This is a genomic window from Sutcliffiella halmapala (genome assembly GCF_002019665.1).
Taxonomy (GTDB): Bacteria; Bacillota; Bacilli; order Bacillales; family Bacillaceae_I; genus Sutcliffiella_A; species Sutcliffiella_A halmapala.
Genome location: NZ_KV917375.1, coordinates 4,246,245 through 4,261,294 on the forward strand (window position 1 = coordinate 4,246,245; position 15,050 = coordinate 4,261,294).

The 15,050-nt window shown below is 37.6% G+C and carries 13 protein-coding genes; 1 reads left to right on the forward strand and 12 read right to left on the reverse strand.

Going from position 1 to position 15,050, the window contains the following annotated elements; all coding sequences use genetic code 11:
- Nucleotides 1–100: 100 nt before the first annotated feature.
- From BK580_RS20785 to BK580_RS20830, 10 genes are all read right to left on the reverse strand, one after another.
- Complete coding sequence (locus tag BK580_RS20785; RefSeq protein WP_078382182.1) at nucleotides 101–2,032, reverse strand: endonuclease MutS2; 1,932 nt, start codon at nucleotides 2,030–2,032, stop codon at nucleotides 101–103.
- Nucleotides 2,033–2,601: 569 nt separating this feature from the next.
- Nucleotides 2,602–3,213 carry a sterol desaturase family protein gene (locus tag BK580_RS20790; protein ID WP_078382183.1) on the reverse strand — a complete coding sequence of 204 codons (612 nt, stop codon included), beginning with the start codon at nucleotides 3,211–3,213 and terminating at the stop codon, nucleotides 2,602–2,604.
- Between the two features lie 18 nt (nucleotides 3,214–3,231).
- Nucleotides 3,232–3,909 (reverse strand): GntR family transcriptional regulator, encoded by a 678-nt coding sequence (locus BK580_RS20795; RefSeq protein WP_078382184.1) that lies wholly within the window; start codon nucleotides 3,907–3,909, stop codon nucleotides 3,232–3,234.
- A 210-nt stretch (nucleotides 3,910–4,119) separates the two neighbouring features.
- Entirely contained in the window at nucleotides 4,120–4,869 is a 750-nt protein-coding gene (locus BK580_RS20800) for an SDR family oxidoreductase (RefSeq protein WP_211279055.1), read from the reverse strand.
- Between the two features lie 83 nt (nucleotides 4,870–4,952).
- Entirely contained in the window at nucleotides 4,953–6,296 is a 1,344-nt protein-coding gene (locus BK580_RS20805) for a GH1 family beta-glucosidase (protein ID WP_078382185.1), read from the reverse strand.
- Nucleotides 6,297–6,367: 71 nt separating this feature from the next.
- Nucleotides 6,368–6,970 (reverse strand): YesL family protein, encoded by a 603-nt coding sequence (locus BK580_RS20810; protein ID WP_078382186.1) that lies wholly within the window; start codon nucleotides 6,968–6,970, stop codon nucleotides 6,368–6,370.
- A gap of 33 nt (nucleotides 6,971–7,003) precedes the next feature.
- Entirely contained in the window at nucleotides 7,004–8,005 is a 1,002-nt protein-coding gene (locus BK580_RS20815) for a LacI family DNA-binding transcriptional regulator (RefSeq protein ID WP_078382187.1), read from the reverse strand.
- Nucleotides 8,006–8,035: 30 nt separating this feature from the next.
- Complete coding sequence (locus BK580_RS20820) at nucleotides 8,036–8,881, reverse strand: carbohydrate ABC transporter permease (protein WP_078382188.1); 846 nt, start codon at nucleotides 8,879–8,881, stop codon at nucleotides 8,036–8,038.
- Nucleotides 8,882–8,893: 12 nt separating this feature from the next.
- Complete coding sequence (locus BK580_RS20825; RefSeq protein WP_078382857.1) at nucleotides 8,894–9,820, reverse strand: carbohydrate ABC transporter permease; 927 nt, start codon at nucleotides 9,818–9,820, stop codon at nucleotides 8,894–8,896.
- 76 nt (nucleotides 9,821–9,896) lie between these two features.
- Nucleotides 9,897–11,180, reverse strand: coding sequence for an ABC transporter substrate-binding protein (locus BK580_RS20830; RefSeq protein ID WP_078382189.1), 1,284 nt, complete (start codon nucleotides 11,178–11,180; stop codon nucleotides 9,897–9,899).
- A gap of 465 nt (nucleotides 11,181–11,645) precedes the next feature.
- Between BK580_RS20830 and BK580_RS20835 the strand changes: the two genes are divergently transcribed.
- On the forward strand, nucleotides 11,646–12,194 hold the full coding sequence (locus BK580_RS20835) for a DUF3231 family protein (protein WP_078382190.1): 549 nt from the start codon (nucleotides 11,646–11,648) through the stop codon (nucleotides 12,192–12,194).
- 157 nt (nucleotides 12,195–12,351) lie between these two features.
- On the opposite strand, the gene BK580_RS20840 is transcribed toward BK580_RS20835, so the two are convergent.
- Nucleotides 12,352–13,434 carry a PLL family lectin gene (locus tag BK580_RS20840; RefSeq protein ID WP_235864086.1) on the reverse strand — a complete coding sequence of 361 codons (1,083 nt, stop codon included), beginning with the start codon at nucleotides 13,432–13,434 and terminating at the stop codon, nucleotides 12,352–12,354.
- Nucleotides 13,435–13,886: 452 nt separating this feature from the next.
- Entirely contained in the window at nucleotides 13,887–15,050 is a 1,164-nt protein-coding gene (locus BK580_RS20845) for a mannitol-1-phosphate 5-dehydrogenase (RefSeq protein WP_078382191.1), read from the reverse strand.

The window sequence follows — 15,050 nt, forward strand, 5'->3', positions numbered from 1 at the left end:
ATCCGCCTTTTTTCCATTCTCATCTATCGGTAACCAGGCTACGAATACCGTTTTTCTATGTAGAAGGAATCCCCTATAATCAGGGGATTCCTTCCTTTCTCTAATCTTCTTTTTTCTCGATAACTTCCCCTTCAACATGTCCCTTCTTCATTTGATTTCTTAGTTTGCGGTTTTCTTTTGATTCAAAAATAATATCCATATCATAGTCATCGGTGTAGAGTTCCTCTGCCTTAATATATAGACTCAATCTCTTATGGTTGAATAGTTGCTTTTCCCCTTTAACAAAGACCTCCACATTTCCTCGATCATCGGCTGGTTTGTAAACGATCCCGAATTCATTAATCGAAGGAATCTTCACATTATCTCCAATTTTGAATACTATTTCATGGTTGAATTTCTCTTGAACAGCATGCTTTTGCTTATGAATATACTTTTTGTTCATGGCTAGTTGCTTATTTAATTCCTGCAGCGATTTACTTGTAGCTGTCGTATAATCTTTGTTCTCTTTATAGGTAATTTCATGAGCTCGTTCAATAAGCTTTGGGTGCATTCCCAACCTGAGCGCAATTGCGAATGCTTGGCTATCTCCACCTTTTCCGACAATCAATCGATAGGTCGGCTGAAGTGTTTTCACATCGAATTCCATTGATCCATTGGTAAAACCCTCGCGAACATTAGCAAATTCTTTAATTTCACTATAATGCGTCGTCGCAAGCATCGTTGTACCTTTATTGTATAATTCTTCTAAAATGGAAGTAGCTAATCCCATCCCTTCTGCAGGATCAGTACCAGATCCCAACTCATCCAACAATACCAAGGTTTGTGGTGTTGACTCTGCCAAGATTTCTATAATGTTTTTAATTCTTGAAGAAAAAGTACTTAATGACTGCTCAAGGCTTTGGCCATCTCCTATGTCGACAAGAATTTTTTTGAAGATCGCAATCTCACTTCCCACATCTACAGGTATGTGCATGCCACACTGAGCCATCATGGTGAGAAGGCCGACCGTTTTGATCGTAACGGTTTTTCCTCCGGTGTTTGGACCTGTGATAACTAGTGCATCAAAATCCTCTCCTATTACAACGTCTAGTGGCACTGCCTTTTTCCCTAAAAGTGGATGGCGTGCTCCTTTTAAACGAATGAGATGATGCTCATTTATTTGCGGTGCAATCCCGCCTGTCGCCATGCTGTACTTCGCCTTAGCAAAAATTAAATCATAGCTTACCATCATATCTACTGCTATTTTTATTTCCTGCTCATGCTCTTCAACTAACCCTGTTAGAGCAAATAAAATCTTTTCTTCCTCTACATCTTCCTGAACTTTGAGCATGTTAATCGAATCCTGGATAAGACTTATTTCCTCTGGCTCCATATATACGGTTGATCCAGAAGCTGAAATATCCAATACTGCACCTTTTATGTTGTTTTTATATTCCTTTTTTACCGGAATCACAAATCTTCCGTTTCTAATACTTACGATACTCTCTTGAAGATATTTACTATTTTTATTCGACTTGACGAATTGTTCTATGCGACTTTTTATACGTTCTTCTAAGGTAGATAACTGCTTTCGAATTTTCAATAACTCTTTACTTGCGTAGTCATCCACTCTACCGTTACGAATGCAGCGTACTATTTCATCTGCGACATGCTCTAACCCGAAAATTGAGTGAACATACGAAGTTATCGTAGGAGCTACAAATTCTTTATCCCTCATAAATCGTTTCAACTTCTCGATACATACAAGAAACTCATATAGACTTATTAGTTGGTCAGGTCGACATGCCACACCCTTATGAAGGCTTTTTAGCGTGTATGAAATCCCATGAAGCCCATGAATAGGTACACTCGAACTTATTTCTAAAATCTTTTTTCCCTCTGTGACCTCACGCAGCCATGCATCAATTTGCTTTTTGTTAGTCGATGGCATAAGTGAAATTATCTCTTCTTTTCCTAACTCTGAAAGAGCATAGGATGCTATTTCTTTTTTCAAATCTGTAAATTGTAAAGCTTGAATGGTGCCATTGTTCATTTTGATTTCCTCCTAGTATTTAAGAATATACAATCCGCCAATTGGAAAGTGATTCAATACGTGCGAGAAAATGCAAGAGCAAGGTCTTCACCCTATTTTCAGATAAGAAGAAAAGCTTTATTTCCCTAGAGATTTATAGGTAGATGCTGAAGCTAGAAAATATGCTAACCTCAAAAATCATGCTTTTCTTTCCATATAAAAAAACGCAGAGAACAACACTCGTTCTTTGCGTTTGAATGGTAGTTTTTAATTGATGTGGTGATAGATAAAACAATATCTATTCACTAACTAACATTATGGAGTAGGCGCAAACCCGTGTTCTTAACATTTCGCGTGAAAAAACATAACCAAATAAACCTCGACATTTAGCCGAATGTTCGTTTTTTCGACACGCACGTATTAAATTACGTTAGTTAAGAACGATACCTTCCATAAAACATACTCCTTTGTATAGCAGATGCTTCCATTATATACAAAAAGTCAATGACTGTCACTACTCAAAGTAGTACTTTTAAAGATTTTCCAAAACCACCATCTGAAGTAAGCATTTGAATAATCTTCTCTGTTGCTTATACTCTCTTCTCTAAATCCTTTGCCGTTTTACTTGTCTCCACTTCTTTTTCATCCTTCAGCGTTCCAAATAATACATCAACAAATGGAGTGGAGACTCCATACCAGTAATTTTCATTTTTAAAATGATGTAGAATATGCATCTTCTTGACCCATTTCCCAAATTTCGATTTCGGTTTAATTGGCCGATGCGCGACATAATGTTTCCATTCATAGAGTAATAGCATCGTCTTTAAGCCAGCAGCAAACGTTAATGTCAGCCAAAGGTTTCCGGCAATAAAATAAAATACTAATACTAAGACAGATAAATTTGGAATGCTATACCATAAGGGTAAAAATAAGAGATGCAGATTATTCGGGTCTGTATGATGATCGTAATGTAAGCGTTTTAGCATCTTTAAAAAGAAAGGGTGCTTCGGTGGTTTTAAATGAAACAAAAAACGATGTGTCAGATACTCACTGAACATAAACACAAGTAACCCAACAACAAATAAAATCACACTCCACCAAGTCAAACCACGCCATACTTGGACAGATACATTCAATGCGATTAATCCTATTAAAATCGTAATATCAGGAAACAAAAAGAACTCCTTATAAAATCTCCTCATCAGCCTACTCTCCTTTTCCTATTTTATTTTAGTTTGTTCTATCCACATCTGAATGCTTTTTTCCATCATCGTAGTTACTAAATATTCCGCCTGACTACCATCCCCTGTTAAACTTGCTAACATAAGCTCTCGATAGTATTCACGTGATGCTTGACGATACGAATCTTGATAGAAGTAGTGGGTCGCCATTTTTATATACAACTGCTGAAAACTGTTTAAGATTAATAGATAAATAGGGTTAGGTGACGCCGCTGCGAGCCCCCTTTGAAGACGCCAATCATATAGAGCAAACGCCTTTGCCTCATCTGGAACATTTTCGCTTTCTTTTAACAACGCAATTACAGCAAGTGGTTTGTGTGTCACAGCATCCTTCACATAAGCAGGTGACAAGCTTTTTCTTAATTCTAATAAGTGAATGATAAAGTCATTAGGAATACTTTCTTCCTCCCCTAACAAATGGACGATGGTCATTAAATTTCCATCCTTCCAGTAATCATTGACCACAGCTCTTTGCCCACTTCGGATTGTTAACCAACCATCCCTTTCTAATCGCTGTAATACCTCCCGAATCACCGGTCTACCCACACTAAATTCTGTTGCTAATTCCCGTTCAGAAGGCATTTTGGTACCTGGTACATACTCTTCATTTAAAACTTTACGAATAAACTCTTTTTCAATTTTATCTGTTACTCTCACTATTACACCCCTAAACTGGTAATACCAAATTTATAATTGGTATTACCAGTTTATACATCCAAAAAAGTAAAATGCAACAATTTTCTGAAATTATAGATAAAAGTTTAATCGCATACAAAAAAACCTGTTTCCAATCTACGAAACAGGTTTCTAGTAGGAATTTATTTGAATCTGAGAACTTAACAAGAAAAACTATGAAGATATAGAGCTTTATATCCCAAATGTATTTCCACCATTAACAGATAGCGACTGACCCGAAATAAAGCTAGATTCACTTGAAGATAAAAATAAAACGGCTGAAGCGATATCTTGCGGAACTCCTACTCTGCGCAAAGGAACCGTTTCAGCATAACCACTCGGGTCTATACCAGCATGCCTCTCGACTGGAACAAAACCTGGGTTAATTAGATTTACTGTAATTCCATAAGGACCTAATTCACTCGCCCAAGAGCGAGTCATTCCTAGTTGAGAAGATTTTGCCGTGACATAACTAGAAAAATTGGAATTTCCTAATTGAATCACTTCACTACCGATATTGATAATTCTCCCTTCTTGCTTTTGCTTCATTCCAGACAAGACTGCTTTTGTAAGGAGCAAAGGGGCCTTAACGAAAAAATCGAGTTGATCGAGGTAGTCTTTCCATGTACTATCTTCTATCGACAATTCAGGTTGAGGGCCTGTCGCATTATTCACTAAAATATCAATGGTACCCCCGCATTGCTCTTCCGAATCTTGAATAAGCTCTTTTACCATCACTTCGTTTGTGATATCCGCTTGAATAGCGAACGCTTTTCCCCCAGCCTCTTGAATAGCTGCGACTGTTTCGTTAGCGTGATTAGAATTATTTGCGTAATTCACAATAACTGTTGCTCCTGCTTCTGCAAGTGTTTTACTTATAGTTTTACCAATTCCTCTTGAACCGCCCGTAACCAAAGCAATTTTACCTGATAATATTTTCACTAAATCACCCTACCTCTCTACTAAATAATACTTATAGAAAAAGACAGAAGTTCTGTTATTCTCCTGCCTTTTATATCCTGCTATTAGACTTCAAACCAGTTATTTTCGATCGTTTGTTTATACCAATAGAAACTGTCTTTTTTGGTTCTTTCCAATGTGCGATAGTTCACATGGACAATCCCAAAGCGCATGCTATATCCCTCTGCCCACTCAAAGTTATCAAGTAGCGACCACGTCAAATATCCTTTAATGTTAACACCGTTCTCCATACTTCTATTTAATGCAACTAGATGTTGTTTTAAATACTCTAATCTACCATGATCACTTACTCTTCCGTTCACTGGCTCATCGTTGTAACAAGATCCATTTTCCGTTATATAAATCGGTATCTGGCCATAATTTTCTGTAATATAGGTTAATACTTTATAGAAGCCTTCCGGATAGACATTCCAACCAATATCAGTTTTCTGATAGCCTTGATCTACTCTTTCATGATCAAATAGACCTTCATTTTCTTTATAACGACTAACACTGCCTGTATAATAATTAATTCCTAAAAAATCGATTGGTTGATGAATGGTTTCTAAATCTCCTTCTTCAATCGGAATACTTATCCCTTTTTTCTCAAACCAACTAAGCATAAATTCTGGATAAGAACCTTTAAAAACTGGGTCAAAGAACCATTCTATAAACCAAGCATTCGCCCTAGTGCATGCCTCAATATCCGCTTGCCTTTGTGAGAAGGGTTCATTCCACTCCACATTTGGTGCATAACCTATTTGTCCCTCTATACCTAAAGTTCTAAAGCATTTCACTGCTACCCCATGAGCAACATGTAAATGATGCGCTACATTTACAGCAAGTTGTAGGTCTTGGTTGCCTGGTGCATGCGCTCCAATATAGTTGGAAAGAAAGGAAACGCACCAAGGTTCATTAAAGGTAATCCAATGCTTTATTTTCCCTTTAAATTCATTAAACATTGTTTTGGCATAGACTTCAAAAGCATCGATGGTAGCACGTTCATTCCATCCACCTTGATCTTGTAAAGCCTGTGGCAAATCCCAATGGTAAAGTGTACACAACGGTTCTATCCCATTAGCTAGAAGCTCATCTACAAAACGATGATAAAAATCAAGTCCTTCTTGATTTACTTCACCTGTTCCGTTAGGAAAAATTCTTGGCCAAGCAATTGAAAAACGATACATACTTATGCCGAGATCTTTCATAATTTGGATATCCTCTTTATAGCGATGATAGCTATCACAAGCTACATCCCCATTATCCCCATTAACAACTTTACCAGGAGTCTTCGAGAAGGTATCCCAAATAGACGCGCCTCTACCTCCTTCTTTATAGGCACCTTCTATTTGATAAGAAGCAGTCGCTGTACCCCATTTCATATCACGTGGAAATTGTATAATTGCCATAAAGATTACCTCCGATTTACATTTGTTGACGCTCCTTTTTATTGCTAGTTCGTTATAAAAAGTATATTCCTTTACAAAGTTTCGGTTGTCCTTACAAAGGAAAAGCTACAAATTGAATAAATTGCAAAAGCAGTAAGACTACCGCACACAAGCAAAAGTAACGGGAAGAAGTACATACCAATGAAAATGAGTGCTATCGTTAGCACACAAAGAAGGGTTGTTCCAATTTTCCCGAGAGAATAGAACAAAGCATTCTTCAAAACTGATTTTATTGGTAATTCATAGTTTACTAATGTAGGAAATAAATAGATCGTAGTAAACAAATAGATCATGCCACAGAATAAAAGTAAGGAGATCAGCCATATTTTCCCCACGAACTCCAGTTCATTTATTAGATAAAAGTCTATCGCTATAACAAGACCAAGTAAGCTCCATATTGCACCAATCTTAAAGCTTTTCTGCCAGTTGTCTTTAAACAGTTTAAAAAAGGGTTTGATAATGCCATAATCAACCCCTTCTGATTTCCATTTCCGAACCACGCCAAACAATGCTGTAGTTGCAGGGAAGATAGGAATAATCAATAGACAAAGTAACACCCAGACCAGATTTAAAAGGAGAAATGCCGTAAATATTTCTAACATTCGATACACATGGTTTCGTGTTATTTCTATCATCGTCCATCCCTCCTATTTTTGTTAAATGCCTAGTTAAGACTTTCGAACAACTAAATCTGGCTCTACTAAGACCGATTTTATTTCTGTAAGTCCATTTATTAGATCATTAAGCATATATGCAGCGAGCTTTCCGATTTTTTCCTTATCCTGTCTGACCGTCGATAATTGAGGATCACTATAACGGCAAGCTTCAATATCATCACAACCAATGAGTCTTATATCATTAGGTACCGATAATCCCGCTTCTCTAATTGCGCGTAAGGCCCCTAAAGCCATCATATCCGATGCTGCGAACACTGCTTTTGGAATCGAATCTACTTGTAAGATATTTCGCATCGCCTCGTATCCACTTGCTTCATAAAAGTTTCCGTATTCCATCCACTCTTCCTTAATCGGCAATCCAAACTGCTGCATGGTATGAACAAAGCCTTCCCGACGTAATTCCGCAATGATCGACTCTTTCTTTCCACCAATATAGGCAATTTCCCGAATCGATTGTAAGTAGAGATATTCCACCACTTTTGCAGAAACCTTCGAATTATCCGTCATAACATAGCTAGAATTAGGTCCAACTGTTTTAATGTCTACTCCAACACATGGGATGTCACTTTGCACTAATTCGTGGACAGCAGACTCAATCTCCTCACCAGCGATAATTAAGCAGCCATCTACATGAAAATGCCTGCATCTAGCTAAGTAGCTACCATTATCTTGTTGAAATTTTTCATTAGAAAATATAAGAATATCGTATCCCAGTAACCCTACTGCTTTTTTAAAGGCAGTAACTACCTCGTTGAAAAATGGATGATTAAAATCTACATTTATTTTCCCAGCATAAATTAAGCCAATTAGATTGGACTTTTTAGTCGCTAGAGCCTTTGCAGAAAAAGTAGGTTGATAGCCAGTATCTTGAATAATATCTAATACCTTTTTCCTCGTAAGCTCATTTACGCCGTTATAGTTATTTATTATTTTTGAAACAGTAGCAGGAGATACTCCCGCCATTTTTGCTATATCACGTATCGTTAAACTCATTAAAATCCCTCTTATCTGATTCCCTATTAATTAGCTTTTCACAGCTCCCTGAGTCAAGCTTGAAATGAACATTTTATTGAACAATAAAAATACAATAACAAGAGGCACTGTTGCCCAAAATGTTCCTGAAATAATCATACCATTGTCGCGAACATAGTTGTCAATTAGCGTTCTAATAGCGATTTGAATAGTATGAGAGGACTCTTCACGCAAGACTACAAGTGGCCATAGGAAGTCATTCCACATGTACATGAATTTAATAATAGCTAAGGTGGCAAATGCCGGAAGAATTACCGGTACTACAATGTTCCAATATATTCTAAAGTTAGAACAACCATCGATCTTAGCCGCCTCTAACAGGTCATCAGGAACGGCACTTTTAATATATTGTCTCATCCAGAAAATACCGAAAGCATCGATTAAACCCGGAACTATTAATGCCTTTAAATCGTTTAACCAGCCAAGCTTTGTAATAATATAATAGGTTGGTATTAATCCGAGCTGTGGTGGTATCATCATTGTTACTAAAATCGCTATAAAAAGAACATTTTTCCCTTTAAATTCGAACTTTGCAAAAGCAAATCCTGCAAGTGAACAAAGAAAGAGAACTCCGATTGTTGTCACAGTGGCCACAATTAATGTGTTGAGCATCGCACCAAAGAAATCGATATTTGCTAACACATTGGAGAAATTTGTGACTAGTTCACTTCCGGGAAAAATTGCTGGTGGTACTTTATTAATCGCACTATTATGATTGGTAGCCATGACAAACATCCAATAAAAAGGAAAGATTGATAGAAGCGATCCAGAAAATAGTAAAAAATAAAGAAAGAGTTTAGATATCGAAATCTTTTTCCTACGACTTGTAGTTTCCATTGCTTCCACCCCCTATTTACCGATTTTGTTTGTAATGTACATATTAATAGACGAAAAGATAATGATTAAGATAAACAAGACAATCGCGGTCGCAGAAGCTGGACCAAATGCCATGTTAACAAAGGCTTCCCTCCAGAGATAAAGAACAACTGTCATTCCCTCTTCTCTAAATGTTCTTCCTAAAAACACAAGTGGTTCAGCAAAGATCTGTAAGGAACCAATGGTTGACAAGAATACAGTAAATATAATCATTGGTTTTAACATAGGTACTGTAATAAATCTAATTTGCTGAAAAAGCGTTGCTCCATCTATTTTTGCTGCCTCATATAGATCGTTAGGAATACTTTGTAGTCCCGCTAAATAAATGATGGTATTATATCCTACCCAACGCCAGAATATCATGGTCGCAATGGCGATTTTCACACCCCATCCTGTCGTTCCCCATGAGATTGGATCTATTCCAAACCATCCGATAATAACGTTCATTAATCCAAAGTCTTGATTGTTAAACATAATTCCAAAAACGATTGCAACAGCAACGGTAGACGTTACATATGGCAAGAAAATAGATACTCGGAAAAAGTTTTTAAATCGGACGATTGCTGAATTCAAAGCAAAAGCTAACAATATCGCAACGATCAGTTGGGGCACCGTTCCAAGCACTCCAATAATGATAGTATTGGATAATGATTTCCAAAACAATGGATCTGATAATACTAGTTGAAAATTCCGGAAACCAACAAACTCCATCTCTCCAAAACCATTCCAGCGTTGAAAGCCTAGATAAAAACTAAAAAGGATCGGAAATAGGCCAAATATCGCAAAGAGAATAAAGAAAGGGGAAATATATAAATAAGCAGATATGGCGTTCTTTGTTTTCTCTTTCAGCCTTCTTTTGGGAGTTGGGAGTTTTTCCTGAGCTGGCTCAGTTTGAAGCATTGCCATCTTCATCCTCTCCTAACGTTTAAAATAGACTACCTAGACAAATCTGCCTAGGTAGGTTCTTTAATAATGATTACTGTCGTTCTAATTGAGTTTTGATTCGCTTGAGTGCTTCTTCCCACTCCTTCTCTGGATCTGCTTTATTAACCGTTACATTTGTTAATGCTGTCACAAGCTCGGCGTTTACAATTGGATAATGTTTACCCATGTAAACTGGTTTTACAGCCTCAGCTGCTTCTGCAAAGATTTTAGCTGTCGGAAGATTATTGAAATATTCATCTGTAAAGCTTGTAAATTCTTCTTCAGTATAAACAGATGGTGCAGAGGGGAATAAACCATTGTTAGAGAAGGATTTCAACTGCTGTTCTGGTGAAGTCAACCATTGGATGAAATCATACGCTTCCTCTGGATACTTTGATTCCTTTGGTATTGCAATAAAGGATCCACCCCAGTTTCCTGCACCCTCTGGCATCGTAGTTACAGCCCAATTACCTCCTGATTCAGGAGCATTACCCTTTATATTTGCTACCATCCAAGAAGGCGCAAGTAAGGTTCCATAGCTTCCATCTGCCATTGCAGCACCCCATTCAGGTGACCAAAGACCATTTTGACCAACTAGTCCTTCTTGAATTAGTTTGGTCGTAAAGTCATACGCTTCTTTCACATATGGAGAACTTTCAAGAATTAGTTCATCTTTTTCATTAAAGTATTGCTCTGGCGCCTGATCACGCACCGCATTGAATAATAACTCTGGACCATCTACAATATTTTTTCCTGTTTTCTCTTTTATTGTTTTTGCTAGTGTATGAAACTCTTCCCACGAATCTGCTAAGGCTGCTACTTCCGTTGGATCGGTTGGCAATCCAGCCTCTTCAAAAACATCCGTACGATAGAACATAGTAGTTGGACCAATATCCGTTGGAAGCCCTAATAGAAATTCTCCATCTGGTGTTTGAGCATTATTCCAAACCCAATCTAAGTAATTTGCTTCTAATTCATTAGCACCATAATCATTTAAGTTATTAAAACTATCTTTCGCATCTAAAAATTTAGCTACTTGACTAATTTCGATCATGGTTAAATCTGGTGCTCCACTACCAGCAGCAATAGACGTAAATAAGTTATTATGAAGGTCGTTCATTTCGGTAAAATTCACTTTAATCTGTACATCAGGATTATCTTTCATATATTCTTCCGCTAAAATATCATAGCCTGCACTTCCAAATACCCAAAAATTCAGATTCACTTTTCCATTACTAGATTCAGTGGATGAATCATCTCCACTACAAGCAGCCAAGATAAATGTGAGCATTGTTGCCGTAATTCCAATACTAAGCCATTTTTTAATCTTCTTCATATCCTAATCCCCCTAGAAATTTTTTAGAATTAAAGAAATCTTCAATAACTATCAACAACAATCTAACTTTTTAATGCCCCCCTAAGAAATTAATATTGAAAAAGCCTTTTAAAAACCATTCATGCATCCACTACGAGGTCTTTTAGGTGTAGGAATTTAAAGTTCATCGAAACCGGTTTACATAAAAACCAAAAAAATATAGAACAAAATCCATCACCCTTTAATAGAAACCGCTTTCATGTAATTAATAATATGACTCATTTGAGAAAATATCAATCTTTTTTTCATAATTTTGATTTAATAAATAAATTATATAGAAATCGGTTTCGTACAATAATATCAACCTAATTAGCTTTAATTAACAAAGCATTTACTCCTATGTATCCTTAGTACTTCCACGCTGTATAAAAAACGAATTACATGAATACAATAATGGGTAAATATTTTTTAAAAAGAGGTGTTCCAATGACAAAAGCATTAGAAACGATTTCAGCCATTCTAAAAAACTTTATCGACGAAGAACCAAAGATTCCTCTTCATGTTGGGGAAGTTATGGATCTATGGACTGCATTTGTTGCTTTTCATGAGGCACACACTCTTTATCAAATTGCGCAAAACACAACAGTTGACCCGGATTTAAAACATGTAATAGATAATGCATTAGAAGGTAGTAAATCTGATACAAAACTAATAGAAGATTTTTTACTTAAAGAAGGTGTTCCACTTCCTTTAGTAAATCCCGATAAGCCAGATTCTAGAGCCATGTCAGTACCTGAGGGGGTTAGACTGAATGATGATGAAATCGCTAATTTAATCTCTGTAAAAGTGGCTGCATCCATAACATTTTGTGCACAGGCTATGTCCAAAACAGTAAGAAGTGACGTTGGGATAATGTTTTTCCAAGTTCAAGTTGAATTAATGAAATTTGCAGCTCCATTAAAAAATTTAATGAAAGAAAGAGGTTGGTTACGAATCCCTCCAGAATATAAAACTCCTGGACAACCTTATAAATAGGCCTTTTTATTGGGATTCAAATTCATTTATTTGATGACGGAGATGGTACTACATAACGTGAATATTTCTAAAAAAGCAATCCATTTAAATTAAACAAATGATTGATTAAAAAAAGCTTACCCTCAACATTAGGATAAGCATTTATCATTAGCTTTAATTACGAATACCATTTATGCCATAAATGACCATTATTCCCTCTTACAAAAGTATCGATTCTTTCTCTACCCCAGGAAACAGCTCCTGGCGAAGATCGCACCCCACCTCGTGGTGAACCAAGATTCACCCACTCGCTCCACCTTGATCCATTCCAATATTTTTGCCACAATCTATTATCTTCACCAGTAACAAAGCAATCGAGTCTATTTTGTTCCCAAGATGCTACCGATGGCGTTCCTTCGAATCCACCACGTGGTGAACCAAGATTCTCCCATTGACTCCAATGTGAGCCATCCCACCACTTATGCCAGAGGTGGTCATTTTCTCCCCGAACAAATGTATCGATACGGTTTGCGCCCCACGATACAGCTCCCGGAGAACCTTTTAAGCCACCGCGAGGAGATCCAAGGTTTTCCCACTGACTCCAGCTTCTACCATCCCACCATTTATGCCAGAGATTATTGTCTTCCCCTTGAGCAAAGCAATCGAGACGGTTTGCTTGCCAAGAAGCAACAGCCGGTGATCCTTTAAAGCCTCCACGCGGGGCACCTAGGTCTTCCCATTGGCTCCAACGTGAACCATCCCACCATTTATGCCATAAGCGATTATTTTGTCCTCTAACAAATATATCGATACGATTTGCACCCCACGATACAGCAGCTGGTGAATCTTTTAAATTCCCGCGCGGGGCACCGAGATCTTCCCAACGACTCCATTTCCTGCCATCCCACCACTTGTGCCACAAACGATTATTTTCTCCGCGAACAAAACAGTCCAGACGATTAGTCCCCCACGAAGAAACTGCTGGCGACCCCTTAAAGCCTCCAAACAGCGGAGCACCTAAGTCCTCCCACTCTCTCCAGCTAGCACGCATGTCGGCATCAGTCTGATTTCTATAATATCCTGGTCTTGGATAGTATTGAGGGGATGGATAAGGATATGGGTATGGCGTTGGATAGTACGGGTAATAAGGATAGTAAATAAATGGACGTCTAGGACGCGGCGGATAATAAATAATTCTTTCATTCGAATAGTTATTTCGATAAGCTATTTGCTGTTGCTGATATCCTTGTGGAAAGAACATAGAACAACCTCCCCATGATGATTCTGCCTATTAGTCTATGCAGGATTATCATAAATGGAGTTAGTACTAAAGAGAGGAACACACTTACTTTCGAGGTAGAACGCCCCATAAGTAATGGGAGTTTTTTTGAAGGTTATTTTGCTATCTGTTAGGTAAATCCCTAAATCCGTCAGATAAACCTTTATTTCCCTTAGCTAAATCCGGATTTCTATTAAAATCAAACCTAAATTCCTTCTCTTGCAGGGCCTAATGCGAGAATTTTTCAGTTTCTATGTAATTTAAGTCTTTTTTCAAAAAATGGGGCTCTTTCAGGTAATATTTTTGCTTTTTTCATCGCCTAGCCTACACTAGGAGTTCGGTTACCCCAAAAAAAGCAATCAACCTTGACCAGACGTCACGGATGATTGCTTCTTTTTTTACATAACCCTATACTAGGTAGCCTATCAAAAACTTTAACTTGCCTCTGTTGTCCAGTTACTACCGTATTCTTCTACGACAATCCGAATCAAATCCGAATCCTCACCAAGTCCAGTAAGCTCTTGAATTGCCTCGTTTAAGCCTTTTTCTTGAATTAGTTGTTGGATCTCGATAGCTTCTTCGTCTTGTTTGGCATCATACTTTAAAGCCGCTACAATCCCTTTTGCTAAATAGGTTGGCGTTTCTCCCATTAAATCTAGGTATTGTCTTGCTGGTGCTATTAATCTGTCATTTGCACCAAGTTTACGCATTGGCGCTCTTCCCACTCTTGTTACTTCATCTGTAATATATGGATTTAAGAAGCGTTTCAGTATTTTTTGGATGTATTCCTGATGATCTTCTAAATTAAATCCGTATTTTTTCACCAAAAGAGCTCCTGATTCATTTAATGCTTGTTCGACCAATCTTCTTACTTCTGCATCTTCTAACGCTTCATTAATCGTCGGAAACCCTAATTGATAGCCAATATAAGCAGTAATCGCATGTCCAGTATTGACGGTGAATAGTTTACGTTCGATATATGGGGTTAAATCCTCGACAAAAGTAATTCCTTTTATCGAAGGAGTGATTCCTACCACTTTTGACTCATCTACCACCCACTCATAGTAAGGTTCCACTATTACCATAAGTTTATCTTCGTTCGACTGATTCGGCACAATGCGATCCACTGCAGCATCAGGAAAAGCAAAGTATTCGTCAAAGGAAGCTATTTCTTGTTCAGAAATCAGCTCATATACACTCTTTTTCAAAAGAGTGCTTCCACCAATCAAATTCTCACATGCAATAATATTTAATGGCTGTGGGTTGACCGCTAATCTTTTACGCAACCCTTGAACTAAAGCTTTTGCAATAATTGGCAAGATTGCAGGACCAACAGCTGTTGTCACTAAGTCAGCATTTACAATTGCCTCTACTAGTCTTTCAGGTTCCGTCGCGCTATTAATTGCTGCTACATTTCCAACAGTTAGTTCGTCTTTCGTTCGATCAGCTAAAACAACCCGATACTCTTTCTTCTCATTTAAAAGATCAACGACTTCCTTATTCACATCTACAAAGGTCGTGTGATAGCCTGATTGGTATAGTAAGGCACCAATAAATCCTCTTCCTATATTCCCAGCACCAAAATGGACGGCTAACAT